The organism is Nocardia donostiensis (genome assembly GCF_002081715.1).
Classification (GTDB): Bacteria; Actinomycetota; Actinomycetes; order Mycobacteriales; family Mycobacteriaceae; genus Nocardia; species Nocardia donostiensis.
The window spans coordinates 78,192-99,587 of record NZ_MUKP01000011.1 but is presented as its reverse complement, the minus strand read 5'-3'; the positions used below and the strand labels follow the sequence as shown (position 1 = coordinate 99,587).

The 21,396-nt window shown below is 67.5% G+C and carries 17 protein-coding genes and 1 pseudogene; 5 read left to right on the top strand and 13 right to left on the bottom strand.

Annotated elements, in window-relative coordinates:
- The first annotated feature begins 3 nt into the window (after nt 1-3).
- Entirely contained in the window at nt 4-804 is an 801-nt protein-coding gene (locus tag B0T44_RS09915; RefSeq protein WP_077116872.1) for an Abi-alpha family protein, read from the top strand.
- 13 nt (nt 805-817) lie between these two features.
- On the opposite strand, the gene B0T44_RS09910 is transcribed toward B0T44_RS09915, so the two are convergent.
- Both B0T44_RS09910 and B0T44_RS09905 read right to left on the bottom strand, forming a co-directional pair.
- On the bottom strand, nt 818-2,656 hold the full coding sequence (locus tag B0T44_RS09910) for an ABC-F family ATP-binding cassette domain-containing protein (RefSeq protein ID WP_077116874.1): 1,839 nt from the start codon (nt 2,654-2,656) through the stop codon (nt 818-820).
- 222 nt (nt 2,657-2,878) lie between these two features.
- Complete coding sequence (locus tag B0T44_RS09905) at nt 2,879-3,856, bottom strand: 4-(cytidine 5'-diphospho)-2-C-methyl-D-erythritol kinase (RefSeq protein ID WP_077116876.1); 978 nt, start codon at nt 3,854-3,856, stop codon at nt 2,879-2,881.
- Between the two features lie 550 nt (nt 3,857-4,406).
- Between B0T44_RS09905 and B0T44_RS09900 the strand changes: the two genes are divergently transcribed.
- Nucleotides 4,407-4,613 carry a heavy-metal-associated domain-containing protein gene (locus tag B0T44_RS09900; protein ID WP_077116878.1) on the top strand — a complete coding sequence of 69 codons (207 nt, stop codon included), beginning with the start codon at nt 4,407-4,409 and terminating at the stop codon, nt 4,611-4,613.
- A 102-nt stretch (nt 4,614-4,715) separates the two neighbouring features.
- Here B0T44_RS09900 and rsmA read toward each other — a convergent pair whose 3' ends face one another.
- The 3 genes from rsmA to B0T44_RS09885 form a co-directional block, all read right to left on the bottom strand.
- Complete coding sequence (gene rsmA / locus B0T44_RS09895; protein ID WP_139347820.1) at nt 4,716-5,585, bottom strand: 16S rRNA (adenine(1518)-N(6)/adenine(1519)-N(6))-dimethyltransferase RsmA; 870 nt, start codon at nt 5,583-5,585, stop codon at nt 4,716-4,718.
- Nucleotides 5,586-5,681: 96 nt separating this feature from the next.
- Nucleotides 5,682-6,809 carry a resuscitation-promoting factor gene (locus B0T44_RS09890; protein ID WP_077117029.1) on the bottom strand — a complete coding sequence of 376 codons (1,128 nt, stop codon included), beginning with the start codon at nt 6,807-6,809 and terminating at the stop codon, nt 5,682-5,684.
- A gap of 170 nt (nt 6,810-6,979) precedes the next feature.
- A complete protein-coding gene (locus B0T44_RS09885; RefSeq protein ID WP_077116880.1) occupies nt 6,980-7,810 on the bottom strand; it encodes a TatD family hydrolase in 831 nt (276 codons plus the stop codon).
- Between the two features lie 86 nt (nt 7,811-7,896).
- Here B0T44_RS09885 and metG point away from each other — a divergent pair.
- A pseudogene (gene metG / locus B0T44_RS09880) lies at nt 7,897-9,465 on the top strand (methionine--tRNA ligase); the annotation flags it as partial.
- 169 nt (nt 9,466-9,634) lie between these two features.
- Here the strand turns inward: metG and B0T44_RS09875 are convergent.
- On the bottom strand, nt 9,635-10,396 hold the full coding sequence (locus B0T44_RS09875) for an isocitrate lyase/PEP mutase family protein (protein WP_077116884.1): 762 nt from the start codon (nt 10,394-10,396) through the stop codon (nt 9,635-9,637).
- An 87-nt stretch (nt 10,397-10,483) separates the two neighbouring features.
- Nucleotides 10,484-11,359: a 16S rRNA (cytidine(1402)-2'-O)-methyltransferase gene (gene rsmI / locus B0T44_RS09870; protein ID WP_254893672.1), complete on the bottom strand. Its 876-nt coding sequence runs from the start codon at nt 11,357-11,359 to the stop codon at nt 10,484-10,486.
- A 129-nt stretch (nt 11,360-11,488) separates the two neighbouring features.
- Between rsmI and B0T44_RS09865 the strand changes: the two genes are divergently transcribed.
- A complete protein-coding gene (locus B0T44_RS09865) occupies nt 11,489-13,111 on the top strand; it encodes a dolichyl-phosphate-mannose--protein mannosyltransferase (protein WP_077116886.1) in 1,623 nt (540 codons plus the stop codon).
- Nucleotides 13,112-13,132: 21 nt separating this feature from the next.
- On the opposite strand, the gene B0T44_RS09860 is transcribed toward B0T44_RS09865, so the two are convergent.
- Complete coding sequence (locus B0T44_RS09860) at nt 13,133-13,495, bottom strand: GntR family transcriptional regulator (protein WP_077116888.1); 363 nt, start codon at nt 13,493-13,495, stop codon at nt 13,133-13,135.
- Nucleotides 13,496-13,505: 10 nt separating this feature from the next.
- A complete protein-coding gene (locus B0T44_RS09855) occupies nt 13,506-14,798 on the bottom strand; it encodes an arginine deiminase (protein ID WP_081511875.1) in 1,293 nt (430 codons plus the stop codon).
- Between the two features lie 172 nt (nt 14,799-14,970).
- On the opposite strand from B0T44_RS09855, the gene soxR reads away from it, so the two are divergent.
- Nucleotides 14,971-15,588 carry a redox-sensitive transcriptional activator SoxR gene (gene soxR / locus B0T44_RS09850; RefSeq protein ID WP_425436843.1) on the top strand — a complete coding sequence of 206 codons (618 nt, stop codon included), beginning with the start codon at nt 14,971-14,973 and terminating at the stop codon, nt 15,586-15,588.
- On the opposite strand, the gene B0T44_RS09845 is transcribed toward soxR, so the two are convergent.
- From B0T44_RS09845 to B0T44_RS09830, 4 genes are all read right to left on the bottom strand, one after another.
- The gene (locus B0T44_RS09845; RefSeq protein ID WP_081511873.1) at nt 15,494-16,429 is read right to left on the bottom strand and encodes an SDR family oxidoreductase; all 936 of its coding nucleotides are present in this window, start codon (nt 16,427-16,429) and stop codon (nt 15,494-15,496) included. The two genes, soxR and B0T44_RS09845, sit on opposite strands and share 95 nt — an antisense overlap.
- 61 nt (nt 16,430-16,490) lie before the next feature.
- Nucleotides 16,491-18,326, bottom strand: coding sequence for a putative bifunctional diguanylate cyclase/phosphodiesterase (locus B0T44_RS09840; RefSeq protein ID WP_254854191.1), 1,836 nt, complete (start codon nt 18,324-18,326; stop codon nt 16,491-16,493).
- A gap of 67 nt (nt 18,327-18,393) precedes the next feature.
- A complete protein-coding gene (locus B0T44_RS09835) occupies nt 18,394-20,556 on the bottom strand; it encodes an Rv1355c family protein (RefSeq protein WP_077116890.1) in 2,163 nt (720 codons plus the stop codon).
- Nucleotides 20,546-21,328, bottom strand: a complete 783-nt coding sequence (locus tag B0T44_RS09830) for a hypothetical protein (protein WP_077116892.1) — start codon at nt 21,326-21,328, stop codon at nt 20,546-20,548. Before B0T44_RS09830 ends, B0T44_RS09835 begins: the two co-directional genes overlap by 11 nt.
- Nucleotides 21,329-21,396: the final 68 nt, after the last annotated feature.

Sequence of the window (21,396 nt, the reverse complement as noted above, 5' to 3'; positions counted from 1 at the left end):
CCGATGCCCACTGAACTACCCCCTGAGCCGCACAGCGCGGACGGCAGCGCTGCCGAAACGCCGATGACGCCGCTGGGCCGGGAGGTGCCGCCGGAGGAAAACACGCGACGCGGCCGGACCGGCCCGCGCCCGCCGCTGACTCCGGCGACGACGGTACGCGCCGCCACCGGATTGGCCGGAGCGGCCTGGACGGCGATGTCGGGCGCGGCACGCTGGGGTGTCGGGACCGCGCTCGAAGTGACCGGGTCCATCATGCGGCAAAGCATGGCGGGGGTGCCGCCGAGTGAGATACGCGCTGCGGCCGCCGGCGAGGTCCGTGACGCCCTGCGCCGGGCGCTCGGGCTGCAAGCGGAGCCGGTGACCGGACTCAGCGCCGAAACCCCCGGATTCGCCGGGATCTCAGCCGCGCTGACCTCCGATGAAACACGAATCCTGCGGCTGCTGCACCTGAACGGCCCGCAGCCGTATCTCGAGATACCCGATGAACGCACCCGCGACCCCCACGCAGAGCACGCCGAAACCGGTATCACGCTCCTCGGGGAGCACGCCGGATTACGGTCCCCGGACCGCACCCAGCATTATCTGGCGAACCTGCGCCGCCTCGGCCTGATCGATATCACCGAGAACCCGGTGGGGGACCCGGAGCGTTATCAACCGCTGGAGGCGCAGGCATCGGTGCGCGACCGGCCGGAATTACACACCACGTTGTACTACCGCGATATCGAGCTCACCGACTTCGGCGCGGATTTCGCCCGGGCTTGCCTGCCCGTGCCGGAGGAGGGGCCGACAGCAGAATGGGACTGAGCCGGGGGCGCGTTCAGACCTCTTCGGCGAGTTCGAGCCAGCGTTCCTCGGCGGTTTCCTTCTGGGCCAGCACCTGTTTGAGTTCCGTGCCGAGGGTGACCAGCCGCTCCGGGTCGGTCGCGGCGTCGGCGAGCGCGGCGTGCAGCCGTTCCTCCTGCTCGGTGAGTTTGTCGATGGACCGTTCCAGCTTGCTCAGTTCCTTGCGGGCGGCGCGGTAGGCGGCTGCGTCGGTCACCGGCTCGGACTGCGGTACTGCCTGCTTCGCTGCGGCCGATTTCGCCGCCGAGCCCTTCGGGGCGTCAGCCTCCCTGCCTGCGGTTTCGGCGCGACGACGCAGGTATTCCTCGATACCGCCCGGGAGGTTGGTGAGCTTCCCGTCGCCGAACAGCGCCCAGGTCGAATCGCAGATCCGCTCGATCAGATAGCGGTCGTGACTGATCACCACAAGGGTACCCGCCCAACTGTCCAGCAGGTCTTCCAACTGCTGCAGGGTGTCGATATCCAGATCGTTGGTCGGCTCGTCCAGCAGCAGCACATTCGGTTCCGCCATCAGGATGCGGGTGAGCTGCAACCTGCGCCGCTCCCCGCCGGACAGATCACGCACCGGGGTGCGCTGCCGGGCCGGGCTGAAACCGAGCCTCTCGGCCAGCTGCCCGGCCGAGATCTCGGTGCCCACTTTGCTGCCGTCGCCCAGCGTGATCCGCATGGCGACCTGCTGGACCGCCTCCAGCACCCGCATATCGGTGGGCAGATCGTCGAGTTCCTGCCGCAGCCAGCCGATGCGGACGGTCTGTCCCTGCACCCGTGTGCCGGTGACCGGAGCGACGTCGCCGGCGAGGGCACGCAGCAGCGTGGTCTTACCCGAGCCGTTCACCCCGACCAGGCCGACCCGTTCCCCTGGCGCCAGCCGCCAGGTCAGCTCGTGCACGAGTTCGCGGCCGTCCGGCGTGGTCAACGTGGCGTCTTCGAGTTCGACCACCACCCGGCCCAGCCGTTTACGGGCGAACGCGGCGAGCGAGACGGTATCGCGGGGCGGCGGCACATCGGCGATCAGCGCCTCGGCGGCCTCCACCCGATAACGCGGTTTGGAGGTGCGCGCCTGTGGGCCGCGCCGCAGCCAGGCCAGTTCTTTGCGCGCCAGATTGCGCCGCCGCGCCTCGGAGGCGTCGGCTTGCCTGGCCCGTTCGGCGCGGGCGAAGATCCAGTCGCCGTACCCGCCCTCATAGGTTTCCACCTTGCCGCCCACAACCTCCCAGGTGCGGGTGGCGACGGTGTCGAGGAACCAGCGGTCGTGGGTGACCACAACCAGGGCACTGCGGCGCGCCAGCAGATGCCCGGCCAGCCACTGCACACCTTCCACGTCGAGGTGGTTGGTCGGCTCGTCGAGCACCAGCAGATCGAGTTCCCTGACCAGCGCGGCGGCCAGCGCAACCCGGCGGCGTTCGCCACCGGACAGGTTGGTGACCGGGGTGTCGAGGCCGAGTTCGGCGATACCGATCCCTTCCAGAACCGAACGGATACGCGGGTTGGCGGCCCATTCGTGTTCGGCGAGATCCCCGTCGAGTGTGTCCTCGGCCAGGCCGGCGAGCACCACGGAGCCGACGGTCGCGTCCGCGGGCAGCGTGCCGCGCTGGGTCACCACTGCCATCCGCAGCCCACCCAGCCTGCTCACCCGGCCACTGTCGGGTTCCTCGATACCGGTCAGCACCTCGAGCAGGGTGGTTTTACCGCCGCCGTTGAGGCCGACCACCCCGATACGTTCGCCTTCGTGCACCCCCAGCGACACCGCGTCCAGCAGCGGTGTGATCCCGAAACTCTTACTGACCTGCTCGAGGTTGATCAGGTTGGCCATGAATCCTTCCGTTGCTGCTAGCCGCGCAAAAAACAGCGCGCCCCAGGCCAGCGTACCGACGGGAATCCAGTGAGCCCGCGGCTGTGTCACGACCCCGCGTTTGCCGGACCGCGCCAGAACCGCGCTTGTTGAGCTGCGATACGCACCGCGCCCGCCGGGCTCACCACGAACCGCGCTTGCCGGACGCCGGCTTGTGCCACGAACCGTGCCCGCCATGCTGTGTTACGAACCGCGCTTGCCGGGCTGGGGTCCCTCGGAACGTGCGGTAGGCCCTTCGGGGCCGGGGCTCCCCAGGATACGCGCGCCGGGTACAGGGCCGGTCGCGGTGCGTACGCTGCGGCTGACTCCGGCTCCGGCGAGTTCGGCCGCCACCGCGACTGCCGCGTCGGCCGATTCGCACAGGAACGCACAGGTCGGTCCGGAACCGGAGACCAGTCCGGCCAGCGCGCCCGCAGTCACGCCCGCGCGCAGGGTGCGGCGCAGCTCCGGTTTCAGTGACAGGGCGGCCGCCTGCAGGTCGTTGCCCAGCAGGGGCGCCAGTTGTTTCGGGTCGCCGGAGGCCAGTGCCTGCATCAGCTGCTGCGGTTCGCCCAGCCGCGGTGGGTTGCCGTACGCCCGCAGCCGGTCCAGCTCGGTGTACACGGCCGGGGTGGACAGTCCGCCTTTGGCCAGCGCAAGCACCCAGTGAAAGGTGCTGCGCGACAACACCGGAAGCAGGTGTTCGCCGCGGCCGGTTCCGAGCGCGGTGCCGCCGTGCAGCGAGAACGGGACATCGCTGCCGAGTTCGGCGGCGATGGTGGCGAGATCGTCGCGATTGAGGCCGAGCTCCCACAGCTCGTTGAGGCCGACGAGCGCGGCGGCGGCATCAGCGCTGCCGCCCGCCATACCGCCCGCCACCGGAATCCCTTTGTTGATGGTGATCTCCACCAGCGGAGCCCGCCCGCCCAGGTGGGCCAGACGCACCGCGGCCTGCCACACGAGGTTGGTGCGGTCGGTGGGTACTTCGGCCGCCGACTCCCCGGTGACCCGCACGGTCAGCGATGCCGCCGGGGCGAGCTCCAGATCGTCGGTGAGGGAAAGCGCCTGGAAAACGGTGGTGAGATCGTGGTATCCGTCCGAGCGGAGATCACCTACTCCGAGGTGGAGGTTGACCTTCGACGGCGCCCGCACGGTTACGGGACTGGGCACTACGGACAGCACAGTATTCAAGCCTAACGGCACAGCCGAGCGAAGCTCGCCCGCAGCCTGTGCACGGCCGCAGCAAAGACGCAGGTACGCACGCCGCACACCCAGAGCAAAGGCGGCAGCCAGGCAGACCACACACAGCCACGCAAATGCGAGAGGCACACAGAAGAGCGCATGGCCGGAGCGAAGGCGGAGGTACGCCTATACGGTGGATGCGGCGGCGGCGCGGCGCGCGGGAACCTGCCACTGACTTGCGGACCGGCCACAACACGCGAATCCCGGACATACGGTGTTGCCGGGAACGAATTTCGCACGCCGAGGTCAAGCGACGGTCGCTGGGCGCAGGCGTAGCCGGATATCCGACCGCATCCAACCGCTAGCCGGGTCGCCGTCGCATTCGGAACGCATGATGCCCCGAGGACCGGCACGGTTACCGCCGACCATGGCGGGGGCGATGCAGCCACGACGTGCTCGGACGCTGCACCACTTGCGCACGATTACCCCTAGGGGGTATATTGAATCGCGTCGGGATACCCCCCGCCCGTATGAAGCGAAGGAGTCGGACATGTCCACCAGTACCTACACCGTTACCGGTATGACCTGCGGACACTGCGTCAACTCGGTGAAAACCGAAATCGGCAAGATCGACGGTGTCACCAGCGTGGACGTCGACCTCGCCTCCGGCCGTGTGCGGATCGACAGCACCGCACCGGTAGCCGATACCGACGTCGCCGCAGCTGTGGACGAAGCCGGATACGAACTCGCCAAGTGAGGCCGTTCGGAGCCGACGCCGATCGCGGGCGGATCATCGGTCCACCTCCGCGTCCGGCGTCGGTTCACGTCCGGCAGCGACCTCGGCTACCGCGGTGAATCCTCACGCCTGCGCGGCGAGCCTGACAAACGCCGCCGTGTCGAGGGTTTCCCCGCGAACGGTCGGTGCGATACCGGCGGCGGTGAGGCGCCGTTCAGCTTCGGCGGGCGAGCCCGCCCAGCCGGACAGGGCGGCGCGCAGGGTTTTGCGGCGCTGAGCGAACGCGGCATCGATGACCTCGAAGACGCGGCGGCGATAGTCGTCGTCGACCGGCCACGGCGATTCGGTGAAGCGGTCGATCCGCACCAGTCCCGATTCGACCTGCGGCACCGGCCAGAACACCTGACGCCCCACCGCCCCGGCCCGGCGCACCCTGCCGAAGAAACCCGCTTTGACACTCGGCACCCCGTACACCCGACCACCGGGAGCGGCCGACAGCCGGTCGGCGACCTCGGCCTGCACCATCACCAACGTGGTCGCGATACTCGGGAACTCGGCCAGCAGATGCAGTAGTACCGGTACCGCCACGTTGTAGGGCAGGTTCGCCACCAGCGCGGTCGGGACAGCGGGCAGATCGGCCGCGCGCACCCGCAGCGCGTCACCGTGCACCACATTCAGGCGGGAGGTCAGTTCCGGCGCGCGCTGCGCTGCCGTCTCCGGCAGGCGCCCGGCCAGCACCGGGTCGATTTCGACGGCAATCACCCGGTCCACCACATCCAGCAGCGCCAACGTCAGCGAACCGAGCCCAGGTCCGACCTCGAGCACTGTATCCGCGCGCCCCACCCCGGCGGCGGTGACGATCCGGCGCACTGTGTTGGCGTCGTGCACGAAGTTCTGCCCCAGCTGTTTGGTCGGACGCACCCCCAACTGCTCGGCCAAAGCCCGCACCTCGGCAGGGCCGAGCAATGCGGCCTTCCCGCGGGCAGCCGCCACATCAACAGCCCCGGCACCTGCAGCATCATCGACTCCGGACACCGCCAAAACCTACCAACCTCCCCGCAACCCCTCCGCCTCGATGGGCCCGAGGGATCAGTCGAGGCCGAGGCGACCGGTGCAGGCAGGCCAGGCGTCCCAGCCCTGGCGCTCCCGGGTGACCTCGGCGATCGCGATCTGCTCTTCGCGGGTGGCGAGGTCGGCGCGTGGGGCGTAACGCAGGCCGCCCTGTCGCTCCCAGGTGCTCTGGTCGAACTGGATACCGCCGTAATAGCCGTTGCCGGTATTGATCTTCCAGTTACCGCCTGCCTCACATTCGGCCAGCGCGTCCCAGATATCACCGTTGCGCACCGGGGGCACTTCGGTGCCGGGTTTGGCGCCCTTGCGCACAGTTCTGGGCTGTGCCGTCACGATCACCTCGGAGGAGATCTCCTCGCGGCCGACCTCCTGACCATTGACGGTGGTGATGGTGAAGGTGACGTCCTGAACACCGGGTTTGCCCTCGGTTTCGACGACCGTGCGGCTCATATTGAGCGTCGGATCCTCGATCGTGTTCTCCGGCGGCGGCAGCGGCAGCCGTTCGGTGCGCTGCTCGACCTGCTTTCTGGTCACCGTAATGCGCATACCGTCGGTCAGCGGGGTGTCGGCGGCGGGCTCCACGGTGTCGTGCTCCCGCAGGGGCGCGCCCGCTGCGGCGAGCAGTGCACCGACGGTCGGGGCGGCTAGGCGCAGGTCAACGGGCGCGGCCGCGCCGTCGACCAGCGATATCGTGCGCGGGGTGGCGACCACGAGTTCGCTGCCGGTGAGGTCGATCGGCGTGTCGCGGTCGGCAGAAACGTAGGCGTCGTCCTCGATACCGAGTTCTTCGAGCACTGCACCGGCCGTCGCACCGGTGGTCCACACCTGTTCGGCTTCGCCGTTGATGGTGAGCTGGATCGGCCTGGCACGGTCGAGGGTGATGGTGGCGCCGTCGGCCACGGCTGATCCGGGGTCGGGCGAGACCACGTCCCGCTCGGTCAGTTCGTATCCGGCGTCCTTCAGCACCCCGCGCACATCGCGGCCCATGGTCGCATAACTGGTTTCCACTCCGTCGACCACGACCGTCACTGTTTTACGGTTCGCGATCGCCATCCCGGCGCCGACGATCAAGGTCAGTAGCAGAGCCGCGATCGCCGCGTACAGCAGTGGCGAGCGGGAGGAATTGATCCTCGTGAAAGGCGACACGATCACGGGACGATAACGAAGCCTCAGCTCGCCGACAACAGCAAGAGCTGGAGCAGCAGGTTTTCACATTACGCGCAGGTATAGACGCCGCAGGTAGATAACAAACCCGGCATAGATTATGAGATAGATCACACCGCAAATTCTCGAGGTAACCGCTCCCGCAAGGAGGGCTACCGAATTCCGTAAACGCGTTTCGCGTTGGCGGTGCTGATCTCGGCCAGCTCGCCCGGATCCTGACCGCGCAGGCCCGCCAGCGCGCGCACGGTGTAGGGCAGGCAGTACGGCTCGTTCGGCGCACCACGATATGGGTGCGGGGTCAAATACGGGGCATCGGTTTCCACCAGCAGCTGCCCGTCTGGCACCACCTGCGCGGCCTCCCGCAGGTCTCTGGCATTGGTGAAACTCACCGTTCCGGAGAAACTCAGCAGATATCCCTCCGCCACACAGGCCAGCGCCATATTCGTATCCGAAGAAAAACAGTGAAATATCACCGTTTCCGGTGCGCCCTCGTCAAGCAGCACGGCCAGCAGGTCGTGATCGGCTTCCCGGTTGTGGATCATCAGCGGTTTTCCGATCCGTTTCGCCAGGTCGATATGCCAGCGGAAACCCTCGATCTGGGTGTCGATATCCGCGCAGCCCGCCAGTTTCCCTGGCCAGTAGTAATCCAACCCGGTCTCCCCGACCGCAACCACCCGCGGGTCACCAGCCAGCTTCTCCAGTTCCGCCTTCGCCGCGTCGTCGAGAGCGTTCGCCCTGGTCGGATGCAAGGCGACGGCCGCGTACACCCGTTCGTCGGAGTTCGCGGCTGCCACCGCCCAGCGGGCCGCGGCCAGGTCGTCGGCGACGGTGACAACCCGCCCCACCCCGGCCGCCGCAGCGCGGTCCACCATCACCGCCACCGATTCGGCATCGGTGGCTCCACACGCATCGAGATGGGTGTGCGCGTCGATCAGCGGCGGCAGCGGTTCGGGCAGCGGCGGCGCTGGGCGCTTGGCGCTCATCGACCCACCCCCACCGGCCCGGACGCGACGCGGGGACCCGACGGCAATATCACGCGAGCGAAAAAAGGCACGCGCATTACAGTAGACACACCATGAACGCAGCCGACCGTCCCGCCTTCTACATCACAACGGCCATCGCCTACCCGAACGGAGCGCCGCATATCGGGCACGCGTACGAGTACATCTCGACCGACGCCCTCGCCCGGTTCAAGCGACTGGACGGGTACGACGTGTTCTTCATGACCGGAACCGATGAGCACGGGCAGAAAATGCAGCAGACCGCGGCCGCCGAGGGGGTGCCCGTCGAGGAGCTGGCCGCTCGCAACTCCGATGTGTTCGAGCAGATGGACAAAGCCCTCGACATCTCCTACGACCGGTTCATCCGCACCACCGACGAGGATCACCAGGCCGCAAGCATCGCCATCTGGGAGCGGATGCTGGCCAACGGCGATATCTATCTGGACAACTACTCCGGCTGGTACTCGGTGCGCGACGAAGCGTTCTACACCGAGGAAGAAACCACCCTGCTCGACGACGGAACCCGGGTCGCCACCGAAACCAACACCCCGGTCACCTGGACCGAGGAATCCAACTTCTTCTTCCGGCTGTCGGCTTATCAGGACAAACTGCTCGCCCTCTACGACGAGCACCCCGATTTCATCGCCCCAGCGACCCGCCGCAACGAGATCGTCAGCTACGTCAAGGCGGGCCTGAAGGATCTGTCGATCTCCCGCACCACCTTCGACTGGGGTGTCCCGGTGCCCGGCCATCCGGACCATGTGATGTACGTGTGGGTGGACGCGCTCACCAACTACCTCACCGGCGTCGGCTTCCCCGATACCGAATCGGCGGCGTTCACCAAGTACTGGCCGGCGGACGTGCACATCATCGGCAAGGACATCACCCGCTTCCACACCGTGTACTGGCCCGCGTTCCTGATGTCGGCCGGTATCGAACTGCCGCAACGGGTGTTCGTGCACGGGTTCCTCTACAACAAGGGCGAAAAGATGTCGAAATCGGTCGGCAATGTGGTCGACCCACTCGAACTCGTCGACGCCTACGGCCTGGACGCGGTGCGCTTCTTCCTGCTGCGCGAGATCTCCTACGGCCAGGACGGCAGCTACAGCCACGACGCGATCGTCGGCCGGATCAACGCCGACCTGGCCAACGAATTCGGCAACCTGGTGCAGCGCAGCCTGACCATGGTCGCCAAGAACTGCGGCGCGGCGGTGCCGACGCCCGGCGAGTTCACCCCCGAGGACCAGGCGCTGCTCGACCGGGCGGGCGGCCTCCTCGAGCGCTGCCGCGCCGAATTCGACACCCAGCAGATGCACTTGGCGCTGGAGGCGATCTGGCTGACCCTCGGCGAGACCAACAAGTACTTCTCCGCACAGGCACCCTGGGCGCTGCGCAAATCCGGGACCGAAGCGGACCTGGCCCGGATGGCGACGGTGCTGTACGCCACCCTCGAAGTGGTGCGTATCGTCGCGATCCTGGTGCAGCCCGTGATGCCGGGCTCAGCGGCCAAGATCCTGGACCTGCTGGCCCAGACCGACCGCACCTTCGCCGATATCGCCACACCGCTGGTCCCCGGCACCCCGCTGCCCGCCCCGGAGCCGGTCTACCCACGCTACGTGGAGCCCAAAGAGGATTAAGGCGTACCTCCGCATTCGCTCCGGGCGTGCGCTTTGAGGTGCGCCTACCGCATTCGCACGGCTATGAGAGGTCTGCCTACACCGTCTTTGCTCTGACCGTGCGGCCTGCCTGCCTTCCTGTATTCGCTCTGGCGTGCGGTCTGTGGACGGTCTACGTCGGCCCGCGCCGTCAGGACCAAGGGGCGAGAATCCGGGTCAGCTGTGCCGTGAGGGCCGCTTGGAGGTACGGGCCGAAGCTGATCCGGGCGACGCCTTGGGCGGCGAGTTCGGCCTTGCCCGGCACATCCGGTGCGTCCGGCAGCGCGATCGCGTTCACCGGAAGCGGCAGTTCCGAGGTCAGCCTGCGCATAACGGCCTCGGAATGCCTGCCGACCGGGTACAGCACGTCGGCACCTGCGGCGGCGGCCAGTTTCAATCGTTCGATGGCGCGGTCCACCCGGTCGCTGTCCTCGCCTTCGCGGCGCAGGAACAGGTCGGTGCGGGCGTTGATCACCAGGTGCACGCCGGCGGCGTCGGCGTACTGGCGCAGTCCGTGCACGAAATCGGCGTGCTCCTGCGCGCCGCGCAGCCTGCGGTTCTCGCTGTGCACGGTGTCTTCGATATTGAGCCCGGCGCCCCCTACCTCGAACAGACCGTCGACCAACTGGGCGGGCTGCAGGCCGTAGCCGGATTCGATATCCACCGATACCGGCACATCGACCGCGTCGGTGATCTGCCGGACTCGGGTGAGCAGCTCCTCGAAGGTCATCCCTTCGTTGTCGCTGCGTCCGATCGAATCGGCCACCGGATGGCTGCCGACGGTCAGTGCCGCAAAGCCCGCGGCCACCGCCTGTTGCGCCGACCAGGCGTCCCATACGGTCGGCAGCACGACCGGATCACCCGGGGTATGCAGTTCGAGGAGCACTTTGGCGCGGCTTTCCAAAGAAGTCATACCCCGATCATTCCCGCGAGACCGCCGTAGCGCACGCGATACGCCTTCCCGGCAGGTCAGTGCGGGCCGGTGTGGTCTCGCGGTGGGTCAGCGGTTCGCGGAGCGCCGAGCGGCCAGCACCGCATCGTAGAGTTCTCGCCGGGAAACGCCTGCGACCGCGGCTATCTCGGCGCTCGCGTCCTTCAACCGCAGGCCTGCGGCGGCACGTTCCTCGACTTGGGCGACAAGTTCGGCGGGGTCGGCCGCGCCGGGGCGGGCACCTTCGACGACAACGGTGATCTCGCCGCGCACACCGGCTACCGCCCATTCCGCCAATTCGGCAAGGGTGCCGCGGACTACTTCCTCGTAGGTTTTGGTGAGTTCCCGGCACACCGCCGCGCGCCGGTCACCGCCGAGGATGTCGGCGGCATCGGCCAGGCAGTCGGCCAGCCGATGCGGGGCCTCGAAGAACACGCAGGCCCGCGGCTCGGCACTCAAGGTGTGCAACCACTCCTTGCGCTGCCCCGCCTTGCGGGGCGCGAAACCATCGAAGCAGAACCGGTCCACCGGTAGCCCCGACAGCGCCAGCGCGGTGGTGACCGCCGACGGCCCGGGCAGGCAGGTCACGTCGAGCCCGCGGGCGACGCAGGCGGCGACCATCCGGTATCCGGGATCGCTCACCGACGGCATCCCGGCGTCGGTGACCAGCAGCACGGTGCGCCCGGCCGCGATCTCGTCGGTCAGGGCGGGCACGCGCGCGGCCTCCACATGGTCGTAGAAGCTGATCACCCGTCCGGTGATCTCCACCCCCAGCGCTTTCGCCAATGCCCTGGTACGGCGCGTGTCCTCGGCCGCGACGATATCGGCGCTGCCGAGCGCATCCCGCAACCGCTGCGACGCGTCGCCGATATCACCCATCGGTGTGGCCGCCAGCACCAGCACACCCGTCGAGCCCGATACTGTCGACCCTGATCCGTCTACCACCGCACTCCCGCCTCGACCCGGCCCCGGTGGGCTCGTCGTCACCCATGGCAGCGTATCCACCCGCCGGTCCGGGCTCCCGCCGCGCATCCACCGCAACTGACGCGGTCGCGCACAGCATACGATCGGGGCGTGACACAGGTGACCGACCAGCGCTCGACCGTGCCCGCGCGGCCTCTGCGTTCCTGGTCGAGTCCCGCCCCGCTGCGCCCCTCCCCTGATATCGGTCCCACCGACACCGTGCGCGGCTGGGTGGTCACCCTGTTCCTGACCGCAATCGCGGCGGTGACCCGGTTCACCATGCTCAACTATCCGACCGATGCGGGCACCCCGGTTTTCGACGAGAAGCACTACGCACCACAGGCCTGGCAGATGCTGACCGGCGGCGGGGTGGAGGACAACCCGGGATACGGGCTGGTGGTGCATCCCCCGGTCGGTAAACAGCTGATCGCGCTCGGTGAGGCGCTGTTCGGCTACAACGGCTGGGGCTGGCGGTTCTCCGCCGCGGTCGCCGGGACCCTGCTGGTGCTGCTGGTGATCCGGATCGTGCGCCGGATGACCCGCTCCACCCTGCTCGGCGCGGTCGCGGGGATTCTGCTGATCGCCGACGGGGTGATGTTCGTGTCCTCCCGGATCGGGATGCTCGATATTTTCCTCGCACTGTTCGGCACCGCGGCCTTCGGCTGCCTGATCGTCGACCGCGACGAGGTGCGCGCTCGGATCGCCAAGGCCGACCTGGAGGGCCGGATCGGGGCCAGCCCGTGGGGGCCGCGCCTGGGGGTGCGCTGGTGGCGGTTCGGAGCGGGAGTGCTGCTCGGGCTCGCGTGCGGCACCAAATGGTCCGGGCTGTATTTCATCGCCGCGTTCGGGTTGCTCAGCGTGTTCTTCGATCTGGCGGCGCGGCGCGCGTACGGGGTGCGCAAGCCGGTGCTTGGTACCGCGCTGCGCGATATCGTGCCCGCCCTGTACGCGCTGGTGCTGATTCCGATCGGGGTGTATCTGGCCTCGTACGCGGCCTGGTTCAGCAGCGAGACCGGGGTGTACCGGTACATGCCGGGCAACCCGAACGCACCCGAGGACAAGATCGGCACCGGCGGTTTCTGGTCACATATCGTCCCGGACGCGCTGCGCTCGCTGTGGTATTTCCACTCCAGGACGCTGGAATTCCATTCCGAGCTGACCAACTCGGCGGGCAACCATCATCCGTGGGAGTCCAAACCGTGGACCTGGCCGATGGGGTTGCGGCCGATGCTGTACTACTACGCCGACAACGGGGTCACCGGATGCGGGCAGACCACCTGCGTCAAGGCCGTGATGCTGGTGGGCACGCCCGCGATCTGGTGGGTGGCGCTGCCGGTGCTGCTGTGGGGGCTGTGGCGCTGGGTGGTCCGTCGTGACTGGCGTTATGCGTCGGTGCTGACCGCTTACGGTGCCGCACTGCTGCCCTGGTTCCTCGCCCTGGACCGGCAGATGTACTACTTCTACGCGGTGGCGCTGGCCCCGTTCCTGGTGATGGCGCTGACCCTGGCGCTGGGCGATCTCCTCGGCACCGCACGGCGAACAATAGCGCGCGGGCCCGCCGCGACCGGCACCCGTACCGAACCGAGCGAGCGGTACAGCCTCGGACTGCTCACCGTCTGCCTGTACCTGGGCCTGGTGATCGCCAACTTCATCTGGCTGTGGCCGATCCTGACCGCGCTGCCGATCACGCCAGGTAACTGGCAAGATCATCTGTGGCTGCCCAGTTGGCGGTGAGCACGGTGGATCCGCGAGTGCTCACTGTCCGGCCAGGGCCGCTTTGATGTAGTTCAGCGCGGCCTCGTCGTCGAGGCCTAGCCTGCGCACCGCCGCCACATAGTCGGTGGCGGCGCGTCCTGCGGCGTCGCGAGTCGGGTCACCGGATGAGGCGATGAACGAACCGAGCCTGCCGCGGGTCTGCACCACCCCGTCCTGTTCCAATTCGCGATAGGCGCGGGCCACCGTGTTCGGCGCCAAGTTCAGTTGCCCGGCCAGCGCGCGCACGGTCGGGATCTTCGTGCCCGCCGCCAGCTCACCGGACCGTACCCGGGCGAGCACGGCCTGCCGCAGCTGTTCGTACGGCGGTATTGCGGAGTCGTGGGACACCGTGATGTCGAACATATGCCCTCGTTCAGGTTTCGTCTCTGGCCAGCGGGCAGGACAGGCAGCGGGGGCCGCCCCGGCCGGAACCCAATTCCGATCCGGGGATGGGCAGCACCTCGATACCGGCGTCGGCCAGCCTGGTATTGGTCATCTCGTTGCGTTCGTAGGCGATCACAACCCCGGGCCGCAGGGCCAGGGTGTTGTTGCCGTCGTCCCACTGTTCCCGTTCGGCAGTGACGCCGTCGAGTCCGGTATCGATCACCCGCAGCTTCCCGATGCCCATGGCCTCGGCCGCGGCGGGCAGAAACGGGTCGGGGCCGCGCAGCAGCACCCGGCCGGAACCGCGGTCGTGGTCGGCGGCGCGCTGGATGGTGTAGGCGGTGAGCGTTTCCCGGACCGCTGCGTACATCACCACGGCATCGGTGTCGACCATGGTGCACACGGTGTCCAGGTGCATGGTGGCGCGGTTCTGCGCGATCGGGACCACCAGCACGGTATGGGCCAGCTCGTCGTCGAACAGGCTGCGGGCCAGCGCTTCCGCCCCGGCGGGTGAGGTGCGTTCGCCGACACCGACCGCGACAACACCGGGAGCGAGCAGCAGGACGTCACCGCCTTCGATAGGCGCGGTATGAGATTCGTAGGCGCGCCGCACCCCGAGGAACCGGGGATGGAACGCGTAGATCAGATCGGTGAGCGAGGTTTCGCGTGCCCGCGCGGGCAACGCCAGCGCGGTGATCGCGACCTTCGGGCCGACCCAGAACGACGAGTCCCTGGTGAACAGTAGGTTCGGCAGCGGGTCGATGACGAAATCCCCGCCGTGGTGCATGCGGCGCACCAGTGAAGTATTGGCGATATCGCTGGAGCCGAACGGTAGTTCGTCGAATGTCATCCCCGCCATCAGGATCTGGGCCAGTTCCGGCGCGGGCACACCGCGCAGGTGGGCGGAGAGTTCGTCGGCGAGCGTATGACCGAGGCGGCGCGGGTCCACCGCGGCCGCTATGCCCTGGATGCGGGCGGCACCGCTGACGGCGAGGGTTTCGGCGAGGAGATCGGCCAGCAGCAGCACTTCCACCCCGTGCTCGCGCAGTACGCCCGCGAAGAGGTCGTGTTCGGCCTGTGCGCGTTCGACCCACGGTATGCCGTCGAACAGCAGCTGATCGTTGTTGCGCGGGGTGAGCCTGCGCAATTCGTCGCCGGGTCGGTGCAGCAGCACCGCGCGCAGCGCGCCCACCTCGGTGTTCACTCCCAGCGTCCGGCCGGGTTCCGCGGCGGACCCAGTGCTTGGCCGGCTCGGGCGGCCGGGTACGGCTTCTGCTCCCATGATCCGACCGTAGTTCGCGCGCGGCCTCCGAGCACGTAACATGCGCCGCAGATGCGCCGGTTTCGGCGAATTCGCAGGGTTTCGCCAACCGGGCGGCCGAACGGTGATCGATCCGTTTCCGCACAGCACCCAGCTAACCTAAAGTATGGTTTAGCTAAAGGAGGAGTGCATCATGTCGACAGCGGATTGGCGTGCCAAAGAACTGACCCCCGGTCAGTTGTCCGAGCGTAGCGGAGTCGCGGTTTCCGCGCTGCACTTCTACGAACGCGAGGGACTCATATTCAGCAGGCGCACCAGCGGCAATCAACGCCGCTATACGCGGGAAACGCTGCGCCGGGTCGCGTTCATCCGCATCTCCCAACGAGTCGGCATACCGCTGAGCGAGATCCGGGCCGCACTGGACCGGCTGCCCGAGGGACGCACCCCCACCCGCCGCGACTGGGCGACCGTATCCACCGCCTGGCAAGCCGATCTGGACGAACGCATTGCCCAGCTGGTGCGGTTACGCGACAACCTCACCGGCTGCATCGGCTGCGGCTGTCTGTCGCTCGGCAGCTGCAAACTGGTCAACGAATACGATCATCTGGGCGACGAAGGTCCCGGCGCGCGCGTGCTCGATGTACACCTCAACTGTCCTGACGATATCGGCCGTCCCCGCTCGGAGCACGAACCGGAACAGCCGGATTCCTGCGCGGTCAGCTCCGATCCGGAGAATCCGTGCGCGCCGTCGGCTTCCCCTGAACCGGCGGCTTCGGCGAGCCCTGGTTCAGCGACTTCTGCAACCTGCTGAACTGGACATTGGCCTGACGCATCAGGAACTCGTACGGGAAGGCGAATTTACGCTTCCACCAGTAGCCGAACCTGATATCGAACGAGGTATACACCAGGAACCGGTTGCGTTCGATTCCCCGCAGAATCGCGGTGGCCACCTGCTCGGGCGATGCCGCATGCCGGGTGAAGCGGTTCATCAACCGCTGCACCCGCGGATCGTCTTTGTCCGCACCGACCAGATCGAAGCTGTGCACCAGTGGTGTGTTCACCGCACCCGGTGCCACCACATGCACCGAAATATCGTGCTGGGCCAACTCGAACCGCAACACCTCCGACATACCGCGCAAACCGTATTTACTGGCGCTGTAGGCGGCATGCCAGGGCAACGCGAGCAACCCGGCCGCCGACGAAACATTGACCAGCGCGCCGCCGCGCCCGGCCCGCACCATCGGCGGGACGAAACGTTCCACCACATGGATCGGCCCCATCAGGTTGACGTCGATCATCCGTCGCCAATGCCGCAGTTCCAGATTGTCCACCGTGCCCCAGACGGAAGTGCCTGCCACGTTCATCACCACGTCGAGGCTGCCGTGCGTCTCGTGCACCCGGGCGGCGAATTCGGCGACGGCATCGGCATCGGTGATATCGAGCGCCTCGGCGGCGAGCACTGTACCGCCCGCCTGTTCGATCTCGGCGACGGTCGCGTCCAGCCCGGCGGCATCGATATCGGTGAGAACCAGCAGCGCCCCGTGGGCGGCCGCAGCCAGCGCGGTCGCTCGTCCTATCCCACTCGCGGCGCCGGTGATCAGCGTTTTTGCATCCCGTAACGATTTCCGGCGGCCTGCCCGCACGCGACCCATCCCTGGCACTCCCGATCATCTCGATGGTGAACGTCACCGCAGAGTACCGCCCGGCACAGCCCTATCGGGTCGTTCCGTGCCCGTTCAACACGTCAGCGGCGCCCTGGCTGCTCCCGGGCAGATCCAGGTTCAACGGGATACGCCCGAGCGCCAGATGCTCCTCCGCCTCGGCGGGGGGCATCGGCCGGGCGATCAGGAACCCCTGCGCTCGGTAACAGCCCAATCCGACCAGGGTGCGGGCCGCGACCGGCGTCTCGACACCTTCGCCGACCACCCCGAGCCCGAAGGAGCCGGCCAACCCGATGATCGACTTCACGATCGCCAGATCGTCGGTGCTGGAGCCGAGCCGCTGCACGAAGCCACGGTCGATTTTCACCGCGTCCACCGGCAGCGCCTTCAGATGCGACAGCGAACTGTAGCCGGTGCCGAAATCGTCGATGGCGATCTGCACGCCCATCCGCTTCAAACCGCGCAGGGTGACCTGGGTGCGGGCCAGGTCCTGCACCACGACATGTTCGGTGATCTCCAGGCAGATCGAGCTGCCGTCGATACCGAAAAACCGCAGGATGTCCTCGATCCGCTCCACGAAATCCAGGCTCACCAACTGCACCGGGGACACGTTGATCCGCATCACCATCTCCGCAGCCAGCCCCTGCCTGCGCCATTCGGCGAACTGCGCGCACGCCGACCGGATAACCCAGCGGCCCAGTTCACCGGCCAGATTGGTGGCCTCGGCCACGGTGACGAACGCGCCAGGCGGCAGCAGACCCCTGGTCGGGTGCAGCCAGCGCACCAGCGCCTCCATGGCGACGATACGGCCGGTGCGCAGATCCACCTCCGGCTGATAGTGCAGGATCAGCGAACCGTCGGACACCGCGCCGCGCAGGTTGAGCTCGACATCGTCCTGTAGTTCGAACTGGGCGCGCATGGCGTCGGTGAAGATCGCGACCCCGTTGCCGCCGCCCGATTTGGCCGACAGCAGCGCGTGATCGGCGCGGCGCAGTACCTCGGCGACCGTGGTCTGCCCCGGGATACCGACCGCAACGCCGACGCTGGCCCCGCGACTCACCGATTCACCGCCGACGGTGACCCGCCTGCCGATGAGCTGCTGGATGCGGATCGCCTCGTGTTCGGCGGCGACCGCATCCATCGGTTTCGCGGGCACGATAACGAATTCGTCACCGCCGAGGCGGGCGATCATATCGTTGGGGTCGAGATTGTCCCGCAGCCGCGAGGACAGGGTGCGGATGAAGTTGTCGCCCGCGGTGTGGCCGAGGAAATCGTTGAGTGCCTTGAGCCGGTCCAGGTCGAGGAAGAACGTCGCGACCGGACCGGACCTGCCCGCCTGCAGCCGCTCCTCCATATAGTCGAGCAGCGCGCGCCGGTTCGACAGCCCGGTCAGATCGTCGTGCAACGCGATGAACCGCAGCCGTTCCTCGGCCACCACCCTGGCCTGGAGCTGGGCGAAAAGCGCGGCTATCGCTTTGAGCACATTCAGTTCGCGCGTGCTCCACTCGCGGTCGCCGACCTTGATGAAACCGAGCAGACCGGTGGATTCACCGCGCGAGACCAGCGGCACCGCAGCGGAGGTGACATTGGGCAGACCGGAAGCACGGCGGATGGTCTCCTGGTAGTCGGTATCGCGGCGGGTCACCAGGAACGGTTCGGTGGTGTGCTCCAGCGCGCGGAAGACCGAATCCGCTTTATCGAAATACACCACTTTCAGTGGGTCGGGGTCGGGCACTTCCTCCCGTCGCGGCCATTCCGCGACCAGCACGGTCGCGCGTCGTTCGCGATCGGTATGCCGCACGTAGCTGAAATCCACGTCGAAGTATTCGACCAGTATGGACAGCACGCGCTCGGTCGCCGACACCATCGTGGTGGCATCGACGCCCATCAGCTCTGCGGCGACCTCAGTCACCAGCGAGTCGAGCGTCCGCCGAGGCACCTTGTCTCCGATCGCGCTAACTGCGGGTGTCCGCGCCCGGCACCGGACGCCGCCTGCTGCGCACGCCAGCCGCAGCCGCGTAACTCAGGCGAAGTACCAATGCCATGGTCTCATATTCCGGCACTCCCAGCAGCTCCAGGAAACGGCCTTGAATGGTCGCCAGTGTATCCGCGTACGCGGGAGAAATCGCCTCGAGTTCGCCGCGGCGGCGCGAAAAAAGAAATACCGGCGACATCGGCTGCACCGCCAGACCACGCCGTTCGGCCTGAATCCACAATCGTTGAACTGCCGCTCCTGCCGTCGCATACCCCGCCAGCACGTGGGCATCCGCAGCCTGGGTGTCGGGGAAAGTCACCACAACGATCGCGGAACTCGAAGTAACCCGATCGCGCGCATAGTCGCCGAGCGCCGCACCCGCCGACCACTCGTGCAATTGCGCCATCACATCGGCGCGTCGGCCTATTTCCAGCGCCGCTCGCTCGTCCGGCGTCAACTCCAACGATCGGGTATCGATACCGGTTGCCAGGTCATCGCCCGGCCAGCGCATTTCGGCGAACATCTCGCGATGCAGCCGGGGCGTCAGATATCGGATCCGATCGGATTCGGCGAGCAGCGCGGCGGCCGCGTGAATGGAACCGGCGTCGGTGACCGCCCGCAGCACCGCCCCCTCGGCATGTACCGCCGCAGCGAGCTCACCGAGCACGTCGTCGGGGATGGGGGCGCCGTAACCGAGGCGCCGGTTCGTCTCCCTGCGCAGCGCCAGCGGATAGTCGGCGGCCAGCGCGGCGTCGGACTGCCCGGCCCCGCGCAGCACCGCGGTGAGCGGCGGCGCGCCCGGCTCGCCGGATTCGATCAGTTCGTACGGACCGAGCAGGTGGTGCGCGGCCGCGGCGACCCTGGCGTTGTACAGCGCGGCGCCGACCGCCACGGCACTGCCTCGGTAGCCGATATCCATCGCTGTTGTGTACTGCGGATCGAGTTCGATGCGGATCGCACCGCGGTCTACGCGCAACGTCCACGGCTGGGCATTACCGCCCGACGGCGCGCGCTGCGCGCATTCGAGCACCCGGCCGATGTCGTTACCGGAGGGCGCGGTGATATCGCGGGTATCGCGGTCACCCCGCTGTGTGTCGTCGGTCAGCGGCGGCTGGGCCAGTTCGTCCAGCGCGCGGTCCAGATCGACGCGAGTTCGCCCGGACATCAGCGGTGCGCCCAGACCGATCTTGCGGATCGCTGCGGTGACGCTGGCCGCGCCGAGCATGACATCACCGGCCAGTTGCGGCCAGCTGGTGAGCGTGACCCCGACTTCGACCATGCTGGCCGCCATCCGTGCCGACAGGTCACGCGGTCCCATCAGCCTCACCACATACGGCGCCTTGTCCCGGGTGGACAGTCCGCGCAGCCGGGCCGCTTTGGTCTCGCCGAGCAGGCCGTGGAACGGCTTGCGGTCGGGTTCCAGATCGAAGCGCTCCACATCGAGCAGTCCGCGGTCACTGGTTTCCATCACCAGGGGAATCCGATGTCTGCGTGCGGCTTCGCGCATCGTCAGCTTGATATCGAGCGAGTCACATTCCTCCACAACGACCGAAAGACCGTCGACGAACTCGTCAGCGGTGTGTTCGTCGATACCGGCGCCGCGCACCTCGACCGGGAGATACGGATCGAGTTCGGCAATCCGGCGCGCTGTGACGATCGCTTTGTTGACGGTGATATCGAACAGGGTCGCGGGAACGCGATTGAGATTCGTCAGTTCCAGCTCGTCGAAGTCGGCGAGCCGCAGTGAGCCGCATACCCCTTCTTGGGCAAGGGTGTAGGCGATCGCATGGCCGACGCTCTGCCCGACGATGCCGATCGACAACGCCGACAGCCGGTCCTGTTCGTCACGGGTGAGCTTGTTGCGGTTGCGATCCAGCCGTATCGCACGGAAGGTGCGTGCACCGGGCAGACCGAGCACACTGCGCCGCCAGGGGTAGTACACCCAGCGATCGGATTCCGGGCCTTCGCCGCAGTCCGGCGGGTCGGCCAGCCGGGAGAACTCCGCGTCCAGCAAACCGCGCAGATCGATGAATTCGATCTGCGGATCGGCGCGGAGTTCGGTGAGCACGCGGGCGTCTTCGATCTCGTTCGGGTCCAGGATCAGCGGCCGGTATTCCACCCCCAGATCAGCCTCAGCAACCATAACTGCGACGTCCCCCTGTTCTGTGTCCTCTGTGTCCGGACAACCTGCGCGCCCGGGCCGGCGGGCTGTCGGCGATCCCCATCGCGCGTAGTTCCCCGCACATCAACAGGTACTGCAATCTGTCGGCGAACATCCGGCACATCCGGGTGTCCCACCAGATCGGCACCGTCCGGTAGCGGGAGTCCGGATAAGGCACCGAGGGAATGGCTTCGGCCGCGATACCGCCGCTGCCACGGTGCCTGCCTGCGGTGAAGGAGGCGACCGTGGCGAATCCGTAGCGGGCGCCGAGCAGCCGAGGCGCGTGTGCGATACACCGGGATATGGCTGCGGACAGTTCATTTCGCGCGGGTACCTCGCGTGCCACCCATGCGCTGCGGGCCTCGACCACACCGTCGGGTATCCGGCGGGCGAACATAGTGCTCAGCTCCGCCGCACCCGGCCGCCCTTCCCACGGGGCAAGAGATTCGACCTCGGCGACCCAGGAGTAGGGGCCCTGCACCCGGACGCCGCCGACGACTTCACCCCAGGCGTCGGTAGCGGCGAAAAATACTGCGGTGCAGCGACCGTCGGCGATCGTGTCGTATGCGAGCGCTCGCTGTATGCCGTAGTGCCGGTAGACATCCAGTGCACCCTGCAGATAGCGATCCCACAGGTGCGGCGACCGGTCGGGAGTACTCACCCAGAAGCCGTAACCGGAGGCATTGTCGCGGAAGCGCAGAACCCGTCCGGAGCAAGGGAGTTCGTGGCCGACTGCGATCGTTTCGACAGCCATTGACGTTCCTACTCTGTTGCCGCGCATAAGCGCGGGGGGGTCGATCTCGTTCGGCTGCCCACCCGACG

Coding starts and splice junctions, on each gene's coding strand:
- B0T44_RS09900 (WP_077116878.1), top strand. CDS start 4,407: ATGTCCACCAGTACCTACACCGTTACCGGTATGACCTGCGGACACTGC.
- B0T44_RS09910 (WP_077116874.1), bottom strand. CDS start 2,656: ATGGCCAACCTGATCAACCTCGAGCAGGTCAGTAAGAGTTTCGGGATC.
- soxR (WP_425436843.1), top strand. CDS start 14,971: ATGTCGACAGCGGATTGGCGTGCCAAAGAACTGACCCCCGGTCAGTTG.
- B0T44_RS09840 (WP_254854191.1), bottom strand. CDS start 18,326: ATGGGCGTCGATGCCACCACGATGGTGTCGGCGACCGAGCGCGTGCTG.
- B0T44_RS09835 (WP_077116890.1), bottom strand. CDS start 20,556: ATGGTTGCTGAGGCTGATCTGGGGGTGGAATACCGGCCGCTGATCCTG.
- B0T44_RS09830 (WP_077116892.1), bottom strand. CDS start 21,328: ATGGCTGTCGAAACGATCGCAGTCGGCCACGAACTCCCTTGCTCCGGA.
- B0T44_RS09845 (WP_081511873.1), bottom strand. CDS start 16,429: ATGGGTCGCGTGCGGGCAGGCCGCCGGAAATCGTTACGGGATGCAAAA.
- B0T44_RS09860 (WP_077116888.1), bottom strand. CDS start 13,495: ATGTTCGACATCACGGTGTCCCACGACTCCGCAATACCGCCGTACGAA.
- B0T44_RS09885 (WP_077116880.1), bottom strand. CDS start 7,810: ATGAGCGCCAAGCGCCCAGCGCCGCCGCTGCCCGAACCGCTGCCGCCG.
- B0T44_RS09915 (WP_077116872.1), top strand. CDS start 4: ATGCCCACTGAACTACCCCCTGAGCCGCACAGCGCGGACGGCAGCGCT.
- B0T44_RS09875 (WP_077116884.1), bottom strand. CDS start 10,396: ATGACTTCTTTGGAAAGCCGCGCCAAAGTGCTCCTCGAACTGCATACC.
- B0T44_RS09855 (WP_081511875.1), bottom strand. CDS start 14,798: ATGGGAGCAGAAGCCGTACCCGGCCGCCCGAGCCGGCCAAGCACTGGG.